This window comes from Pseudomonas syringae (genome assembly GCF_000737245.1).
Taxonomy (GTDB): Bacteria; Pseudomonadota; Gammaproteobacteria; order Pseudomonadales; family Pseudomonadaceae; genus Aquipseudomonas; species Aquipseudomonas syringae_J.
In genome coordinates this window covers 126,555-142,587 of the sequence record NZ_JPQU01000023.1, presented here as the reverse complement: position 1 = coordinate 142,587, position 16,033 = coordinate 126,555, and the positions used below count along the sequence as shown (strand labels likewise).

13 protein-coding genes are annotated in these 16,033 nt (G+C 55.6%); 11 read left to right on the top strand and 2 right to left on the bottom strand.

Going from position 1 to position 16,033, the window contains the following annotated elements:
* The first annotated feature begins 101 nt into the window (after positions 1-101).
* The 9 genes from IV01_RS18085 to IV01_RS18115 all read left to right on the top strand — a co-directional run bounded on the left by IV01_RS18085 (position 102) and on the right by IV01_RS18115 (position 9,800).
* Complete coding sequence (locus tag IV01_RS18085; RefSeq protein ID WP_032627200.1) at positions 102-1,607, top strand: hypothetical protein; 1,506 nt, start codon at positions 102-104, stop codon at positions 1,605-1,607.
* Positions 1,608-1,899: 292 nt separating this feature from the next.
* Positions 1,900-4,161, top strand: coding sequence for an ATP-dependent DNA helicase (locus tag IV01_RS18090; protein ID WP_032627320.1), 2,262 nt, complete (start codon positions 1,900-1,902; stop codon positions 4,159-4,161).
* Positions 4,162-4,319: 158 nt separating this feature from the next.
* Positions 4,320-5,960 (top strand): phosphoglucomutase (alpha-D-glucose-1,6-bisphosphate-dependent), encoded by a 1,641-nt coding sequence (pgm, locus tag IV01_RS18095; protein WP_032627199.1) that lies wholly within the window; start codon positions 4,320-4,322, stop codon positions 5,958-5,960.
* Positions 5,961-6,388: 428 nt separating this feature from the next.
* A complete protein-coding gene (locus tag IV01_RS0124775; protein WP_050507332.1) occupies positions 6,389-6,787 on the top strand; it encodes a PAAR domain-containing protein in 399 nt (132 codons plus the stop codon).
* 3 nt (positions 6,788-6,790) lie between these two features.
* Positions 6,791-7,396: a PAAR domain-containing protein gene (locus IV01_RS25865; RefSeq protein ID WP_080290238.1), complete on the top strand. Its 606-nt coding sequence runs from the start codon at positions 6,791-6,793 to the stop codon at positions 7,394-7,396.
* Positions 7,393-8,127, top strand: coding sequence for an N-acetylmuramoyl-L-alanine amidase (locus tag IV01_RS18100; protein ID WP_032627198.1), 735 nt, complete (start codon positions 7,393-7,395; stop codon positions 8,125-8,127). The genes IV01_RS25865 and IV01_RS18100 overlap by 4 nt, the downstream gene beginning before the upstream one ends.
* Positions 8,128-8,494: 367 nt before the next feature.
* Positions 8,495-8,782 (top strand): hypothetical protein, encoded by a 288-nt coding sequence (locus tag IV01_RS18110; RefSeq protein WP_032627196.1) that lies wholly within the window; start codon positions 8,495-8,497, stop codon positions 8,780-8,782.
* 100 nt (positions 8,783-8,882) lie between these two features.
* The gene (locus IV01_RS0124765) at positions 8,883-9,212 is read left to right on the top strand and encodes a hypothetical protein (RefSeq protein ID WP_050507330.1); all 330 of its coding nucleotides are present in this window, start codon (positions 8,883-8,885) and stop codon (positions 9,210-9,212) included.
* A gap of 60 nt (positions 9,213-9,272) precedes the next feature.
* A complete protein-coding gene (locus tag IV01_RS18115) occupies positions 9,273-9,800 on the top strand; it encodes a hypothetical protein (RefSeq protein ID WP_032627195.1) in 528 nt (175 codons plus the stop codon).
* A 135-nt stretch (positions 9,801-9,935) separates the two neighbouring features.
* Here IV01_RS18115 and IV01_RS18120 read toward each other — a convergent pair whose 3' ends face one another.
* A complete protein-coding gene (locus IV01_RS18120; protein WP_032627194.1) occupies positions 9,936-10,631 on the bottom strand; it encodes a pirin family protein in 696 nt (231 codons plus the stop codon).
* A 277-nt stretch (positions 10,632-10,908) separates the two neighbouring features.
* On the opposite strand from IV01_RS18120, the gene IV01_RS18125 reads away from it, so the two are divergent.
* The gene (locus IV01_RS18125) at positions 10,909-13,395 is read left to right on the top strand and encodes a UvrD-helicase domain-containing protein (protein WP_032627193.1); all 2,487 of its coding nucleotides are present in this window, start codon (positions 10,909-10,911) and stop codon (positions 13,393-13,395) included.
* A 10-nt stretch (positions 13,396-13,405) separates the two neighbouring features.
* On the opposite strand, the gene IV01_RS18130 is transcribed toward IV01_RS18125, so the two are convergent.
* Positions 13,406-13,663 carry a DUF1652 domain-containing protein gene (locus tag IV01_RS18130; RefSeq protein WP_032627192.1) on the bottom strand — a complete coding sequence of 86 codons (258 nt, stop codon included), beginning with the start codon at positions 13,661-13,663 and terminating at the stop codon, positions 13,406-13,408.
* Between the two features lie 673 nt (positions 13,664-14,336).
* Here IV01_RS18130 and IV01_RS18135 point away from each other — a divergent pair.
* Complete coding sequence (locus IV01_RS18135; RefSeq protein WP_032627191.1) at positions 14,337-15,962, top strand: methyl-accepting chemotaxis protein; 1,626 nt, start codon at positions 14,337-14,339, stop codon at positions 15,960-15,962.
* Positions 15,963-16,033 lie beyond the last annotated feature (71 nt).

Sequence of the window (16,033 nt, the reverse complement as noted above, 5' to 3'; positions counted from 1 at the left end):
GGGTGCTTACCACTCAGGGAATGAGTTATGGTCAATGATCTCCTTTTTATTCTGTCCACTATTGAGCCTCTCGGTTGCTTATTGCAGGAGGGCGCCGGGTTATGAGCTCTATTCACGAACAGGCCATGAACTATGTCTATCAGCAAGTGCTGCAGCGCTTGCTGAGCTATTTCACCCGCGCAGAGCGCACCGCGTTGCAGTTGTTGATCCAGCGCCTGATTGTCGCGGCGGGGGGGATCGAGCGCATTGCCAGTTTCAAGGTGCTGGTGCCCTTCAGTGGTGGAAAGGACAGCGCCTACACCGTTGCTCTGTTGCGTGCTGCGCAGTTGAGTATCGCCGGTCGATCACCCGCCACTTTCAATTTGCGCGTTGCCACCATGCGTCATGCGGGGATGACGCCAGCGGTTATGGATAACATCCACAGAACTTACTGCGCATTGTTTCTGCACGATGATCCGCGCGTCGAGCTGCTGCTCGTAGAGGGCGAGCAGGTGCAGATGTTCGAGCCGGATTTTCCTGTCTCTGCCGCCCACCGCGAGCTGAATCGCTCCGATATGCTGGTCAGCGGACACGTGTCCGCAGGTGATGGTCGAACCACGTTCTGCAATAGCTGTTATCTGGGCATTGCCGGTTTCTTCGCACGTGCGACAGCCTGGGGCAGCGGCGTGGATGCGGTAGTCAGCGGCGATCCACGCAAAGAGCAAAAGCAATACGTCACCTGGATCATGCGTCTGGCACCGCGCAGTGGCTATCGCTTCAGTGACTGGGGGAATCAGAACTTCAATGGCATGCTGAAGATCATCGATAGCATTGGTCAGGCGTACCATCAGGAATTGTATGGCGAAGGCAATGACTCATCCGCCCCTTTTCCAAGGCCGTACATCGGAGCAAACAAGGCGGTTGTCCCATCTTTTATCAGCATCGCCGATTTGATACCCAGCGGCATTGAGGATCACTGGAAGTTGTTGACTGACTTTCTGGGTTTTCGTTTTGAAGACCTTGCATTCAGCTTCAGCGAGTCAGACTGCGCCAATCCGCTATTGATGGCGCACATGCGCGGGTTGAAGGTTCAATACGTTCAGGGCCGCAGTTACGCTGAAGGTATCGCCGAATATTTGCAATTGGCCAAAGTGCTGATGCGCAGAAAGGGAATGCCCCAGCGCTTGATCGACCAGGCGCTCGGTGCTTACCAGGGTGAAGAAAAAATCAATGCTCGCCGAGCCCTGGCAGCGGAATTCGCTCAACAGGGCTACGGGTTGGGTGAGGCACAGCTCATCTGCATGATGTTCTCGCCATTTGTGGATGAAGGTCGGGAGCTGGAGGCGTTTCTGCGCCGTTGCCACCCCGGCATGTTGGTGGCCATACCCGATCTGCACAAGGCATTGCAGGGTCATGGCGCTCCGGATCAGGTGTTGCAATGGCTGGTGGATATCAGTGGGCTGACGCTGGAGGGTCTGCAAAACCTGTATCGCAAACACCGAGTGGACTTTAACGACCAGAGCTCACTGATCGCCCGGGTCCGCGCTGCGGACCCAGACAAGCGCAAGATCATCACTGTTGATGCTGATACCGGTGAGCCGGCATTTGAAATGCTCTCCGGGCGCTGATGAGGTTGTGTAGCGCAGCAAACAAGAAATCCTGGAGGAGCTTAAGAGCACCGCGAGGCAGCGATAACGGTCTGTCTGATCTACCGCTATCGCGGCCTCGCGGTGCTCGTGCGCTCCTACGGAAGGACGGTTCCATCAGGTCGAGGACGCGCCCGCCGATCCATTAAGTTTGCCAGCGCCGGTCAGGGCTGTTATCTGTATGCCCATCCAGTATCCACCCTGATGGCATTTTTGCACTGTGGCACTCCCTCTAGCTTCAAGCGCTGAATCTTCGCGCTCCCTCGCTCCTGATCTGGCTGACCAGGCTTTTTACGGTGTCGCCGTGCGCGCGTTGTGTGAGTTCACTGCCAAGTGCGGCGATCTCGATTTGCGTTTCACGCCTTCACCCACTGCTCAAGAGGGCATCGCCGGGCACCGGACGGTGGCAGCCCGACGCGGTCCTGGCTACCAGACAGAGGTGCCGTTGGCGGGCCAATACCTGCAATTGAAGATTCGGGGCAGGGCAGATGGTTACGACCCGGAGTTGAATCGGCTGGAGGAGGTCAAGACCTATCGGGGCGAGCTTGATGCAATACCCGACAACCACCGGCAGCTGCATTGGGCGCAGGTCAAGATCTACGGCTGGTTGCTGTGTCAGCAGATGCAATTGAGCGAGGTCAACCTGGCGCTGGTGTATTTCAATATTGTCACTGAGCAGGAAACCCTGCTTAGCGAGCGCTTCACCGCAGCCACCCTCGAAGTTTTTTTCCAGCAACACTGCGGGATTTTTCTGGAATGGGCCCAGCAGGAGTTGATCCACAGCCGCGAGCGTAATCAGGCTTGTGACCTGCTCAAGTTTCCGCATGCCACGTTTCGCACCGGCCAGCGTCACCTTGCCGAGTCTGTTTACAAAGCGGTGAGCACAGGACGCTGCCTGATGGCGCAGGCCCCAACGGGTATCGGGAAAACCATCGGCACCTTGTTTCCGATGCTAAAGGCAGCTTCGACCCAGCAACTGGATAAGGTGTTTTATCTCACAGCAAAGACGCCGGGCCGCAAGCTGGCGCTGGATGCTTTGTCGGTGATTGGCGATAGCGCGCCAGAGCTGAAGCTGCGGGTGCTGGAACTGGTGGCTCGGGACAAAACCTGTGAACACCCGGACAAAGCCTGCAACGGCGATTCATGCCCGCTGGCCAAAGGTTTTTACGATCGGTTGCCAGCCGCGCGGGCCGCGGCTGCCACCGCGCCCTGGCTGGATCAGGCAGGTATGCGCGCCATCGCGCTGACTCATCAGGTCTGCCCGTATTACCTCAGCCAGGAAATGGCTCGCTGGGCCGATGTGGTAATTGGCGACTACAACTATTACTTCGACCTGAGTGGTTTATTGTTCGGGCTCGCGCAGTTCAATCAGTGGCGGGTCGCGGTTTTGGTGGACGAAGCCCACAACATGGTCGAACGCACGCGGCAGATGTACAGCGCCAGCCTCGACCAGCAAAGCCTGAACACCCTGCGTCAAAACGCTCCCGCCCCTCTGCAAAAGTCTTTGCAGCGGATCAATCGTGAATGGAACGCGGTGCAAAAACCTCAGATTGCGCCTTACCAGGCCTATCCCGGCACGCCGGGCAAACTGCTGCAAAGCCTCAACCAGTGCATCACCGCGATGGGCGATTATTTCAACGAGCATCCCCAAGCGGTGGATGGCGCCCTGCAGAGCTTCTATTTCGAGGCCATTGCCTTCGTGCGGATAGCCGAGCTGTTTGATGAGCATTTCGTCTTTGATATCAGCAAGCGGGATGTTGGCAAGCGCAGCCTGTCGCGCTTATGCCTGCGAAATGTGGTGCCAGCCGGCTTCATCCGCCCTCGACTGACCGCTGCCCGTAGCAGCGTGTTGTTCTCCGCAACCCTCAGTCCCCGGCACTACTACGCAGACTTGCTGGGTTTGCCTGCAGATACCGCGTGGATTGATGTGGAGTCGCCATTCAGCCGCGAGCAGCTGGACGTGCGCATCGTCAGCCAGATATCCACGCGCTTTACCCATAGGCAGGCTTCTCTGGCGCCGATTGTCGATCTGATGGCTGAGCAGTTCGTGAAGCGACCGGGCAATTACCTGGCATTTTTCAGCAGCTTTGACTATTTGCAGCAGGTCGTAGAACTGATGCAACGTACTCATCCGCAGATCACCCTGTGGCAACAGGCGCGGGGGATGAGTGAAAGCGAGCGTCAGGCTTTTCTGGATCGCTTTACCCTGCACAGCGAGGGCATTGGCTTCGCCGTACTGGGCGGGGCTTTTGGTGAGGGGATTGATTTACCCGGCGCGCGGTTGATTGGGGCATTCATTGCGACGCTGGGGCTCGCGCAATTGAACCCGATCAACGAGCAACTCAAACAGCGCATGGCTGCATTGTTCGGCGCAGGCTACGATTACACCTACCTTTATCCGGGCGTGCAGAAAGTCGTACAGGCTGCGGGGCGGGTGATCCGCAGTCAGCAGGATAGCGGCGTAGTAATGCTGATCGACGATCGATTTGCCGAACGCAAAGTGCAGCAATTGCTGCCGCGCTGGTGGCAGCTTTGATTCCTCAACGGCTTATGGATCGATAGCCAAGCACAGCGGTCAAACTGCCAGTAAACTGCCGCGCCGCTGTTTTTTCTGCGTTGTTTTTTTAAAAAGATGCGGTTCTGCCCCTGTACAGCAGCCAGCTCTATTTCTTTTGCTTACTTCATGGAGGTTGTATGAGTCTCAGTCCCTTCGCCGGCAAGCTGGCACCGGCTCAATTGCTGGTTGATGTTCCTCGTCTGGTCACGGCTTATTACACCGGCCAGCCTGATGCGTCGGTATCCACCCAGCGTGTGGCCTTCGGTACTTCCGGCCACCGTGGCAGCTCTTTCGAGTTGAGTTTCAACGAGTGGCACGTTCTGGCCATTAGTCAAGCCATTTGCCTTTACCGCCAAGCCAACGGCATTGATGGTCCGCTGTTCCTGGGGGCCGATACTCACGCATTGTCTACCCCCGCAGCCGCGACAGCGCTGGAAGTGCTCGCAGCCAACGGCGTTCAGGTGATGATTTCCGAGGGTGACGAATTCACCCCGACGCCTGCGGTTTCCCACGCGATCATTTGCTACAACCGTGGCCGCACTAAAGGCCTGGCAGACGGGATTGTGATCACCCCGTCGCACAATCCGCCGGAAAGCGGCGGCTTCAAATACAACCCGCCCAATGGCGGCCCGGCGGACAGCCACATCACCAAGTGGATCGAGGCCAAGGCTAACGAACTGCTGGCAGAAAAAGTCCTCGGTGTTAGCCGCATGAGCCATGAAAAAGCCCTGCGCGCAGATACCACGCACCGTCATGACTACCTGAACACCTATGTCGCTGACCTGAAGAACGTCATCGACATGGACGCGATTCGTGATGCAGGCCTGCGCCTGGGTGTTGATCCGCTCGGTGGAGCAGGGGTCAGCTACTGGTCGGCGATCGGTGAGCATTACGGTTTGAATCTGGATGTGGTCAACAAATTCGTCGACCCGACGTTCCGTTTCATGTGCGTCGATTGGGACGGCAAGATTCGCATGGACCCGTCGTCCAACTTTGCCATGCAGGGTCTGATCGGCCTCAAGGACAAGTATCAGGTTGCGTTCGCCTGCGACCCGGATCACGACCGCCACGGCATCGTGACCCCAACCGGTGGACTGTTGGCGCCCAACAACTATCTGGCAGTTTCCATTGACTACCTGTTTCAGAATCGCCCGGATTGGCGGGCTGATGCAGCGGTCGGCAAGACCGTGGTCAGTAGCGGCATGATTGACCGCGTAGCTGCGCGTCTGGGCCGTCGTCTGTATGAAGTGCCGGTGGGCTTCAAGTTCTTTGCCGACGGCTTGTTCGATGGCTCCCTGGGTTTTGGTGGCGAAGAAAGCGCGGGCGCGTCATTCCTGCGCAGGGACGGCACGGTCTGGACCACTGACAAGGACGGCTTGATCCCGGCGTTGCTGGCAGCAGAAATCACCGCTCGCAAAGGCCGTGACCCGAGCGAGATCTCTCAGGCGCTGACACAAGAGCTGGGCGAACCGTTCTCTACCCGAGTCGAGGCCAAGGCCAGTCCCGAGCAGAAAGCCGCTCTGGGCAAGCTGTCGCCGGATCAGGTCAAGTCAACTGAACTTGCGGGCGAGGCTATTCAAAGCGTGCTGAGCCATGCGCCGGGTAATAACCAGGCGATTGGTGGGCTGAAAGTCATCACCGAAAACGGCTGGTTCGCGGCGCGTCCGTCGGGCACCGAGGATATCTACAAGATCTACGCGGAAAGCTTCGTCGGTGAAGACCACCTCAAACGTCTGGTGGCCGAGGCTCAAGTGCTGGTGGATACGGCGATTGCCTGATGGGATAACCCCACACATGTAGGAGCGCGCGAGCGAAGCGAGGCCGCGATAGCGGTTTGTCTGATACACCGCTATCGCTGCCTCGCGTTGCTCGTGAGCTCCTACAGGTTCTGTGTTTTTCAGGCGCAGCACAGCGTTCATAAAAAAGCCCGGACTCGCGAGAGTCCGGGCTTTTTTTCGTCTGCGGCATCTGTTCGCTTAGCAAATCGGCGTTGAGGGAGCGGCAGCGAAGCGGCCTACATCACATGAGGCACAGCTCAAGACATTTCTTATGTTTTACCCGGAAACATCCTACTTACTTCCCATGATCATACGTTTACGGTGCGACCTGCTTCTCACGTCACGCTCTCAGGGTCGTCCGCAGGTGCGGGCATTTTCACCCAGGTGGCAACCGGAGCACGGTCCAATACCCCAAGGAAATCATGATCATGGAAATCAATACCACTCTGACCGAACGTTATACAAACGAAGAGTCAGCTGAGTTTCTGAGCGCCCAGCCTCCGATCGCCATCTACCGCTTGGCAACGCAAGGCAGTCAAACCCGCAACGGCGGAGTGATCCAGCAAGCGACGACGAAGATGGAAATCACCCTCAGTGGCGGCCAGATAGTGCGTGTCGCCCAAGTAGGCGATGAGGTTCAGTATCCCGATGGCAGCACGGCTCAAATAGTCACAGGCTCGGGACAGGAAACCGGGGATATGGCGCTGGTCGGCAGCCGCTTGAGCAATGGCGACGAGATCATTGATACGCCCCAAGGCACTGTTTACTTCGTGCACTACGAAGGCATACCTATGGCAGAGGACTTCCTGCCGCCGGTTGAGGGTTGAGCCATGGGACGGGGTTCTGTTAACGGAATCGGTCAAGGATTGGACGGCGACCTGACCACCACTGAAGCGCGTTGCATCACCAGCCTGCCCCAGGCAGCGCAAGGACGGCGCGGGGTTTTGCGGCTTGGAGATGTCACCACTCCATGCCCGAAATGTGGGACGCCCGGCAAGATAGTTGAAAGCATGCCAGCCATGAAATGGGACGGGATACCCACGGCGCTGGATGGCGCATTAATCCAATGCGGTTGCCCGCTCGGCACCCATCGGCTGATTGCCCCGCTGGAGCAATTTCGTCCGGATTCTGACTATTCCAGACCTGCCGCTGCCTTTGACGGTGCAGGTGCAGGTGCAGGTGCCTTCAAGCCGGCTGACAAGGCGGCACCAGAAAAAACCTTCGCCCGAGCCTTCGCCATCACTGACAGCGACGGGCAGCCGCTGATCAACCGCAAGTTCGTTGCACGAGTCGATGGACGTGAAACGTCAGGTGTCACTGATGCCCGAGGCATAGCCCACGTACAGGCCCCAGCGGCCAACTCGACTGTCTCGCTGCATATCGTCTTCACTGCCCCGGCGCGGGCACTTAATGAGCTATTGGAGAATGGCCAATGACTACCCGATCTTTCACAACCGTCGCCCAGGCACAGGAAGTAATCCCCGGACAGCCCCTTATACCCATTGAAATTACCGTCAACGACCGAGCCGCTACCCGCGAGGCGATCATTCGTCATGTGCGTAGGTCTGGGCATAAGTTTGTGGAGCGGTCGGGGTGGAAGGCAAAGGCCCCCAAGGGAATATTGGAAGATGACTGGGACTACAGCATGATTGCGCTGCATCACGCAGGGCGGAGTTATTCATGTGGCACAGGTGCAGAGCAGATGCTAGCTACTCAGAGGCATCAGCAGGATCCAAATCAGCCTCACCCGTTTGAAGATATAGGTTACCATTTTGGCATCGACTGTTCCGGTATTGTCTACGAAGGTCGTGATATTCGCTTCAAGGGATCTAGCGTTAATCTCTATAACACTGGAGTTATAGGTATAGTTCTGCTCAACAATTTGACAACCCCTGAAGAGGGGAATGATTGGGTTACATTTGGCCGGAAAGAACTAAAATATATCGGCATAGATACTACCAATCAAAATCCCTCTCTGCAGATAGACGCATTGCTCAATCTCACTGGCGCCTTGAAGAGTGTTTTTTATATTGAGAAGCTCGGAGGGCACAGGGAGTACCCAGGCCAGACCAAAGGGGAAGGAAGGATATGTCCTGGGAATATAGGGATGAAGTTGGTGAAAAAAATACGAGCTAGTACCAGATTGTCAAAGCCTCCTGCTTCATGAAAAAAATATTGATAACTTTTGGGGCATTTTTAACTGCTCACCTCTACATAGGTTACTACACAGAGCTCGGGGTCCATGGTGGCAATATGGTTTTCTTTATCAAGAAATACCCGACGTTCCAGGTAGAGTTCGAGAATCTCTATACTAGAGAAGGTGACCATACACCTCTAGCCAGAATGAATATGGTAGAAGCGAGCATCATAATCGATTACTGCAAGCACCGTCTGGGGATAGATACCTGGTTGGAAACTGAGGAGGAGTTGGAAGCCTGCAAGGCACGATAAACACCGAAATATGCCTCGTCTCAGAAGAGCAAAACGCCCTTTGGGATGGGGCCATTTAAAACAGTTTTTTTGCGGGTCTCGTCATGAAGTACATACTGGCAATTGCGGCACTGGTGCTTGTCACTCATTTCTATGTTGGTTATTACACGATTTTGGGTGTCCATGGCGGAGATCTAGTGTTCTTCATAAAGAAATATCCAACACTTCAGGTCCAGTTCACAAATCTCTATACCCGTGATTCTGAGGATGTACCGTTGGATGAGCTGAATATAGCTGAAGCAAATCTCATAAAGTCCTACTGCAAGTATCGTCTTGGGGTAATTAATAGACTAGGCACCGATGAGGAACTGGAAGCCTGCAAGGCACGATGAGATAGTGAAATAAGCTTCGTTGGTGGTGATAAATGGTCTGTCAATATGAGCTTTCATTCACCTAGCGTGCATGTAATCTGACATATGGGAAGGTGGTGCAATGAAAAAAGTCTTTGTCCTTACAATACTGTTGGTGCTGCTCATGCCAGTCTTTCTGTTTGTTGGCTACTACGAAACTAGCTGGGCAGAAGATAATGCGTTGGTTTTTTTTATAAAAAGAAAACCTACATTTAAGATCGCGTTTGGGAATTTTTTTGCAACTGACTCTGACGGTAAGAAGCTGCAAAATTTAACTGAGCAGCAGCGTCGAATGATCATTGATTACTGCAAATATCATCTGGGTATCGAGATCGAGATGAAAACCCAGGCAGAGATGGATCGCTGCGAGCAGGGATTTTACGAGACGTTAAAAAAATCCACTGAGCGATGAGACCTATGAGCTAACTGCTGCCGCAGCTTGCATGTCAATAACATGAATGGAACGTCATAAATGCGAGAAAAAATGGATGCTGCTACTCAGGCCGCTGTGTCGTTTTTGAAGGGGCTCAGTACGGGCCCGCATATTGAATGGCCGCATGATTTTCGCGTAGTTGAGCCTAGCGACGAACAGCTCGCTGAGGAGTTTGGTTATTGTTTTGGTGGCCAGCGTTGGTCCACGTCGGGAGATACGTTTGTTCAGTTCGGCAGAGATGCTTCTGGCTCAATGTTCCTGCTGTGGTATTACCCTGGCCTGAACGCGAAGCCACCTGTGGTCTATGTTGGTTCAGAAGGTGAATCCATGTTATTGGCCACAGACATAGAGGATTTCATCAGGCAACTTGGCTTGGGGGAATCTTTTTGTTGTGGTGCTTTCGGGTGTTCTGATGAATTTAATGAGCGCGTCTGGAGTGAGCTTCGACGGATTATTCAGGATGAATTCGAGTTCAGTGACGAAAACCTGCAACAGCTGATTGACAAGGCCAGCCAAAGTCATCCGGATTTCACAATGTGGTTTGAATCCGTGGTGGAATATAAATGAAGCTTAAATTACGAAGCGTAAGGTCGAGTGACGAGCACATTAGCTGGCCGTGTCGATATCAAATCGGCGAAGGCTAACAAAAAGCCCGGACTCTCACGAGTTCGGGCTTTCTTATGCGTTGCCTTCAGCAGGTGATCAAGCCACATCCACCAGCACGATTTCGCTGTCTTCGATGGCGGTGACCCGCAGGACACGCTCATCTTCCACCGCGATACCGTCCCGTGCCACAGCCTTCACACCGTTGACCTCAATGCTACCGGTAGCTGGCACGAGATAGGCACGACGACCTGCGTCCATATGGTATTCGGCGCTTTCCCCGGCTTTCAGATTGGCGGCTACCAGTCGGGCATCGGCGCGGATCCGCAAGCTGACGTCGTCACCCGACTTACCGCTGGCCAGGGTCACGAAGCCTTCGCGATCGCCTTTCGGAAACGGTTTGGCACCCCAAGAAGGTGCTGCGCCGGTTTCGTTGGGCATGATCCAGATCTGGAAGATCTTGGTGGCTTTGGATTCCAGGTTGTATTCGCTATGGGCAATACCGGTGCCAGCGCTCATGACCTGGACGTCACCGGCTTCGGTGCGGCCTTTGTTACCCAGGTTGTCTTCGTGAGTGATAGCACCTTCACGAACGTAGGTGATGATTTCCATGTCCCGGTGGGCGTGTTTCGGGAAGCCGGTGCCCGCCTGGATCACGTCATCGTTCCAAACCCGCAGTTGACCCCAGTTCATGCGTTGGGTGTCGTAGTACTCGGCGAAGGAGAAATGGTGATGTGCGTCCAGCCAGCCGTGGTTGGCGCCGCCCAAAGTGTTGAAAGGTCGTAATTGCAGCATGGTGTGGCCTCCTGAGCAGGGGCGGGCCATAAGTGAGCCCGGCTGCTGAACGTTGTTCGGTTGTCGATGGGGCTATGATTGATCAAATTATTATCGATAAAAAGCGTAAATAATCGCTTTAACCTATCTGGATTATCGATTCATAAATGCCTCGATATTCTCTACACCACCTGCACTTGATCGGCTAATAGCTTGATGGCAAAGCATTTCACTGGAGCTGAGGGGCAAATCGGGTGACCATACGCGCCCTCTGCTTAATCATCCGCCTGGAGCCTGCGTGCCAGACAATCTGCCTGTCGATGCCCATTCCGATAACGAGCCTGAACTGATCACCCCGCAACAGTTGCCGTTCTTCAAGCGCCTGGCCTCGCGTTTGCTGGGCCGCGGACTTGATCGTCTGCGCGCCCAGCATCAACCGTCATGGAAACAGGGTCACGCGGACGGTTACCTCAATGGTCATCAGCATGGGGTCGATGAGGGCTACGCCGATGGTCATCTGGACGGTATCGAAGAGGGGCGCAAGGTGCTCGTGATCCGCGACACGCGGCCTTTGGAGCATCGTGGGCCGAAGGTGGATGACCATTTGTTCGCTGACTGGCGGCTACCGCTGACGGCCGATCTCAAGAAGCGCATCAAAGCTGATGTTGCGCTCAAGCTGCCGGCTGATGGGCAACCCAGCGCGGCGCAGTGGAAAATGATCTTCGGCGATACCCCATCGACCTATGTGATTGCCGGGGCAGGCGCTGGCAAGTCCACCTCCCTGGTGCTGCGCATCCTGTTGCTGACCCATTATCTTGATTTCGAGCTGGACTCCATGACCGTGGTGACTTTCACCCGCGAGTCACGGAAGGACTTCGTCAATAAGCTCATTGAAATCCTGGGGCTTTGGGGCCGTGATCTCAGTCAGAAACAGGCTCGGGAGGTGGTGCGCACTTTTCATTCGCGGATTCTGCCGCTGGTCCGCAGCATGCCGGGTCTGGAAAAACTCATCGCTTTTGAGAACCTTGGCAGTCAGACGATGGGGCTGGAAGAGGGGGCCGACAGCAATCCGTTTGATCTACGCATAAATGACGCACAGCGCCAGCAGCTGAATCTCTGTTATCGCGATCTGTATGCCGGTAACGAACGCTTTCGTGAGGTCATGGCACCACTTTACCGCCAGGCGCTGCAGCTCAAGGAGTTGGAACGGGACCATCCTGATGTACAGAAGCGGGTGACGGTGACCGAGTTGTCAGCCAAACGCGACGAAGAACTGTGCGATATCGTGGAAGACTTGTGGATTCGCGCCAAGGCGTGGCCCATCAAAGGCATTGAACCGATGCGCCAGACCGTGGAAATCAACGGGTTCGGTTTCCATTTGCATGGCTACAGCGCGGAGCTGGATGCCTGGGTGGTGCTGGGTTATGACCCCTCGGAAAATCAGCAGATGAAACGCCCCGGGGCCAAATTGCCGGTGTGGGCCGAGTGGGTGATCAAGCGCACCCTGTTTCAAGCTTTCTGTCGTAAGCCGTTGATATGGCTTGATAACTACGAAGCGGGAAGTCGCGTTTTGCAATCCCTGTCGGGTGCCGCAGTCGCTGGGCCTGGTTTTGACTATAAGGTCAAAGGAGAGCTCGGCTCTGCACCTTTGCTGGACAGCTTTGTGGCCGCCGCCGGGTTTATCGAGAATCTGGGGCTGGATGTCCCGGCAGCTGTCGCCGAGATGAGCTTCGCCAGCAATGATCCGGATCGATACTACTTCGAAGCCTTGAGCCTGTTCTGGAAAGCTTTCGAGAACCAGCTGTTGACCCAAACGCCCCCGGTCATGACCTACAACCGAATGTTTGCCATGTTTGGTGAGAACTCTCCGGAGAATCTCAAACTGGTAGGCGATGAGCAGCTCAGGCCGCTTGCACATTTGATGATCGATGAATTCCAGGACGTCTCGCCGCAAATCGTGTCCTGGGTGCGCGCCAGTTTGCGCGAGATTCGCCGCCGGGGGCCGAACATGCACGTCGGACGCGGTGCGCAGCATGCTTCGCTGCTATGCGTTGGTGATGACTGGCAATCAATTTATGGCTGGCGCGGCAGTTCGCCCAAATACTTCATGGAGTTTCCGAAGGAATTCCCGTCACCTGCGACCACAAAGGTGTTGCTCAGTGACAATTACCGCAGCCACCAGCACATCATTGACGCGGCAGAGCACATTGTTCGCGCCGCGCCCGCCATTGCCGGCAAGAAGGCCCGTGCCAGCGGGGCCAACCAGGAGCTGCTGCCGGTCAAGGTCATGGATCGCAATGACGAGCAATTGGCGCAGCAGGTGATCGAGCACTACAACGCCGGTGATTCGATTCTGCTGCTGTACCGCAAAAGCAGTGAGAAAGCGCTGTTTACGCAGCAGTTGGAGGCGCTGGTGAATGCCGACTATGCCTTGGCGCCTTCAGCGCGACGATTCAAGCAGTTGACCTATCACAGCGCCAAGGGCTTGCAGGCCGACGCAGTATTTTTGCTGGGAGATTGCCAGCATCTGACCCAGTCCCCGTACAAAAATCAGCTATACCGGCTCGCTGGACTGGGCACTCCGACAGACAGTGATCCGTTCGACAAGGCTCAACGTGATGAGGTCCTGCGGCTGGCGTACGTCGCCATCACCCGGGCGGTGCGCCACTGTTATTGGTATATCGATAACAACGCTCGTGACGCAGTGAACGTCAGTAAAGCATCTGATCGGATAGATCAGAGCAAGCCGTTTTTCGAGGACTTGCGCAGCGGGCGCGGCGCATAGGGGCTGCCGCTTACGAGATTCGCGAAACACGGGGTGGAATAAAGGATTCGAGCTCCGCCTCGATGGCTTCAATGATCAGCTCCACCTCGGTGGCATTCATCACGGTGGCGCAAGGCAGGCCGGCAATCGCGATTACGGTCTCGCCACTGGCGCGATCAAACAGACGCGCGACCATGCTGCTGGGTGCATCCATGGTGGCTTCGAACCCAACCGGATGGAAGTACCAGCGCATTAGCTGACAGGCGTTGGGGAACGTGACTTTATTCATTGAACCCACCTCTTTGAAACGAGCACATGCTTAAGCTCAAATCGGAGGCAAGGGAGCTGTCTTATAAGTTTTTCTGCAAAACTATAGGACAGTCCTTACGTGTTTCAAAAATAGCACTCTGAAAACTCCCGTCAGCTTTTTTTTGCAGAACCTGCAAAGTATTTGCAAAACCTTGACGCCAGTCATGCTGTTTATACCTTTTTATGTCTTATGGAGTGCCCCCTTGGAACCGTTAGCGTTGATCTGCGGGTGCAGCCGTGGGGTGATCCCCGCCTTCGCCGCGCAAGATTGCTGACGCGCTGATGGGTCCCAAGCTGCGGACCAATTCTGCCGCCTGTCCGGGGGAGATACCATGAGCCGACTTTTTCCGTTGCAGGCGGTGCCTGAAACCAGCGAACTTCTGCGCAATAAGCTTTGCGCTGAAGTTTAGGTGGGCAATAAGCGAGACGAATTAGCGCGAGCTTGAGTGCTGTAGCGCGCCACTTGAAGGTTTTGGACTTGGTTTGGCGTCGAAAATAAAAAACACATTCCACTCATTGAACACTCCATCGCTGCCGATAGCCCTGATAGGCGCGAAGGAGTATCTGCGCCTCCGCTCATGAGGCGATTAACGCCTCAAGAGCCGGTCCCTGCAAGGAACGCTGCCGTCGTTGTTCCAACTGAGAATACATCCATGTCGCCAAGAACTATAAATATTGCGCCGCGGGCATTTCTGGGGTTTGCGTTTATTGCACTGCTGGTCATTGTGCTGGGCTTTTTCGCCCTCAATCGTATGTCAGTCATTCGCCAGGCCACCACTGACATGGAAACCAACATGCTGCCCAGCATCGGGTTCCTGGGCAACGTCACGGAAGGTGTGCTGCGCCTTCGGATCCTGTCCTTTAGGATCTTGACCAATCGGGAGCCGGCTGCCCTGCAAGAAGCAGAGAGGCGGATCGCCGAATTGACCAGCAACCTGCAGAAGGCCAAGGTCAGTTATGCGGAGCTTCCGGCGGACGTTGATGAACGGACCCTTTATAAAGAATTTGATGAAACGCTCGGCAAGTATCTGGCTGCCCAGGACGAGGCGCTGCAATTGTCGCGTCTGGATAAAATTGAAGAGTTGCGCGCGCTGATCAATACCCGGATCAAGAACGGTACGGATTTGATGGGCGAGCAACTCAACAAGTTAGTGGCGATCAACAGAGCCGGGGCGACTGCTGAGTCTAGAGTGGCTGGAGCGCAATACGACCAGGCGACGCTGGGCATTATTTGCTTTTCTATTGCTGCTGCACTCATGACGGTATTGTTGGCCTGGGTACTGACCCGCAGCATCGTCACCCCGCTGAGCAAGGCAGTGCGCGCAGCCGAGGAGATCGCGGCTGGCGATCTGACCAAGACGATTGAAGTGGATGGCAATGACGAACCTGCACGGTTGCTCGCTGCGCTCTGCGTCATGCAGCAGAACCTGCGCAAGACCATCGAGATGATTTCTGGCTCGGCCACGCAACTGGCGTCGGCCGCCGAAGAGCTGAGCGCGGTTACGGAGGAGTCTTCCCGGGGCCTGCAAAAGCAGAATGATGAAATCGAGCAGGCCGCGACTGCGGTTAATGAAATGACCGCAGCGGTAGAAGAGGTCGCACGCAATGCGGTGTCTACCTCCGTAGCCTCGCAGCAATCCAACGCGACAGCCGCGCAAGGCCGGGACAAAGTGGTCGAAACCGTGAAGGCCATTCAGGTCATGACGCTGGATGTGCAAACCACTTCGGAGCTGGTCGAAGGGCTGGCCGAACAGGGGCGCGACATAGGCAAGGTGCTGGACGTGATTCGCTCCATCGCGGAGCAGACCAATTTGCTGGCATTGAACGCAGCCATTGAAGCGGCTCGAGCTGGCGAGGCGGGCAGGGGCTTTGCGGTAGTGGCTGATGAAGTCCGTGCCTTGGCGCATCGCACTGCGCAATCGACTCGGGAAATCGAGCAGATGGTCGCGGGGATTCAAAGCGGTACCGGCAGTGCTGTGCAGTCCATGGCGCTCAATACCAGCCGCACACAAACTACCTTGGACCTGGCCCGTGCGGCGGGTGAAGCATTGGAGCAGATTACTGAGGCCATCTCGCAAATCAATGAGCGCAACCTGGTAATCGCCAGCGCATCGGAAGAGCAAGCCCAGGTATCCCGCGAGGTTGACCGCAATCTGGTGAACATCCGTGACTTGGCGACTCAGTCCGCCGCCGGAGCCAACCAGACCAGCGCCGCCAGCCACGAATTGTCGAGACTGGCAGTGGACCTCAAAGGCATGGTGGCTCGGTTTGTGATCTAGATCGGCAGTGATTGCATCCGTGGGGCTGTGTCGTGGGACCGGCTTTAGCCGGGAAGGGCTCAACAAGAGCG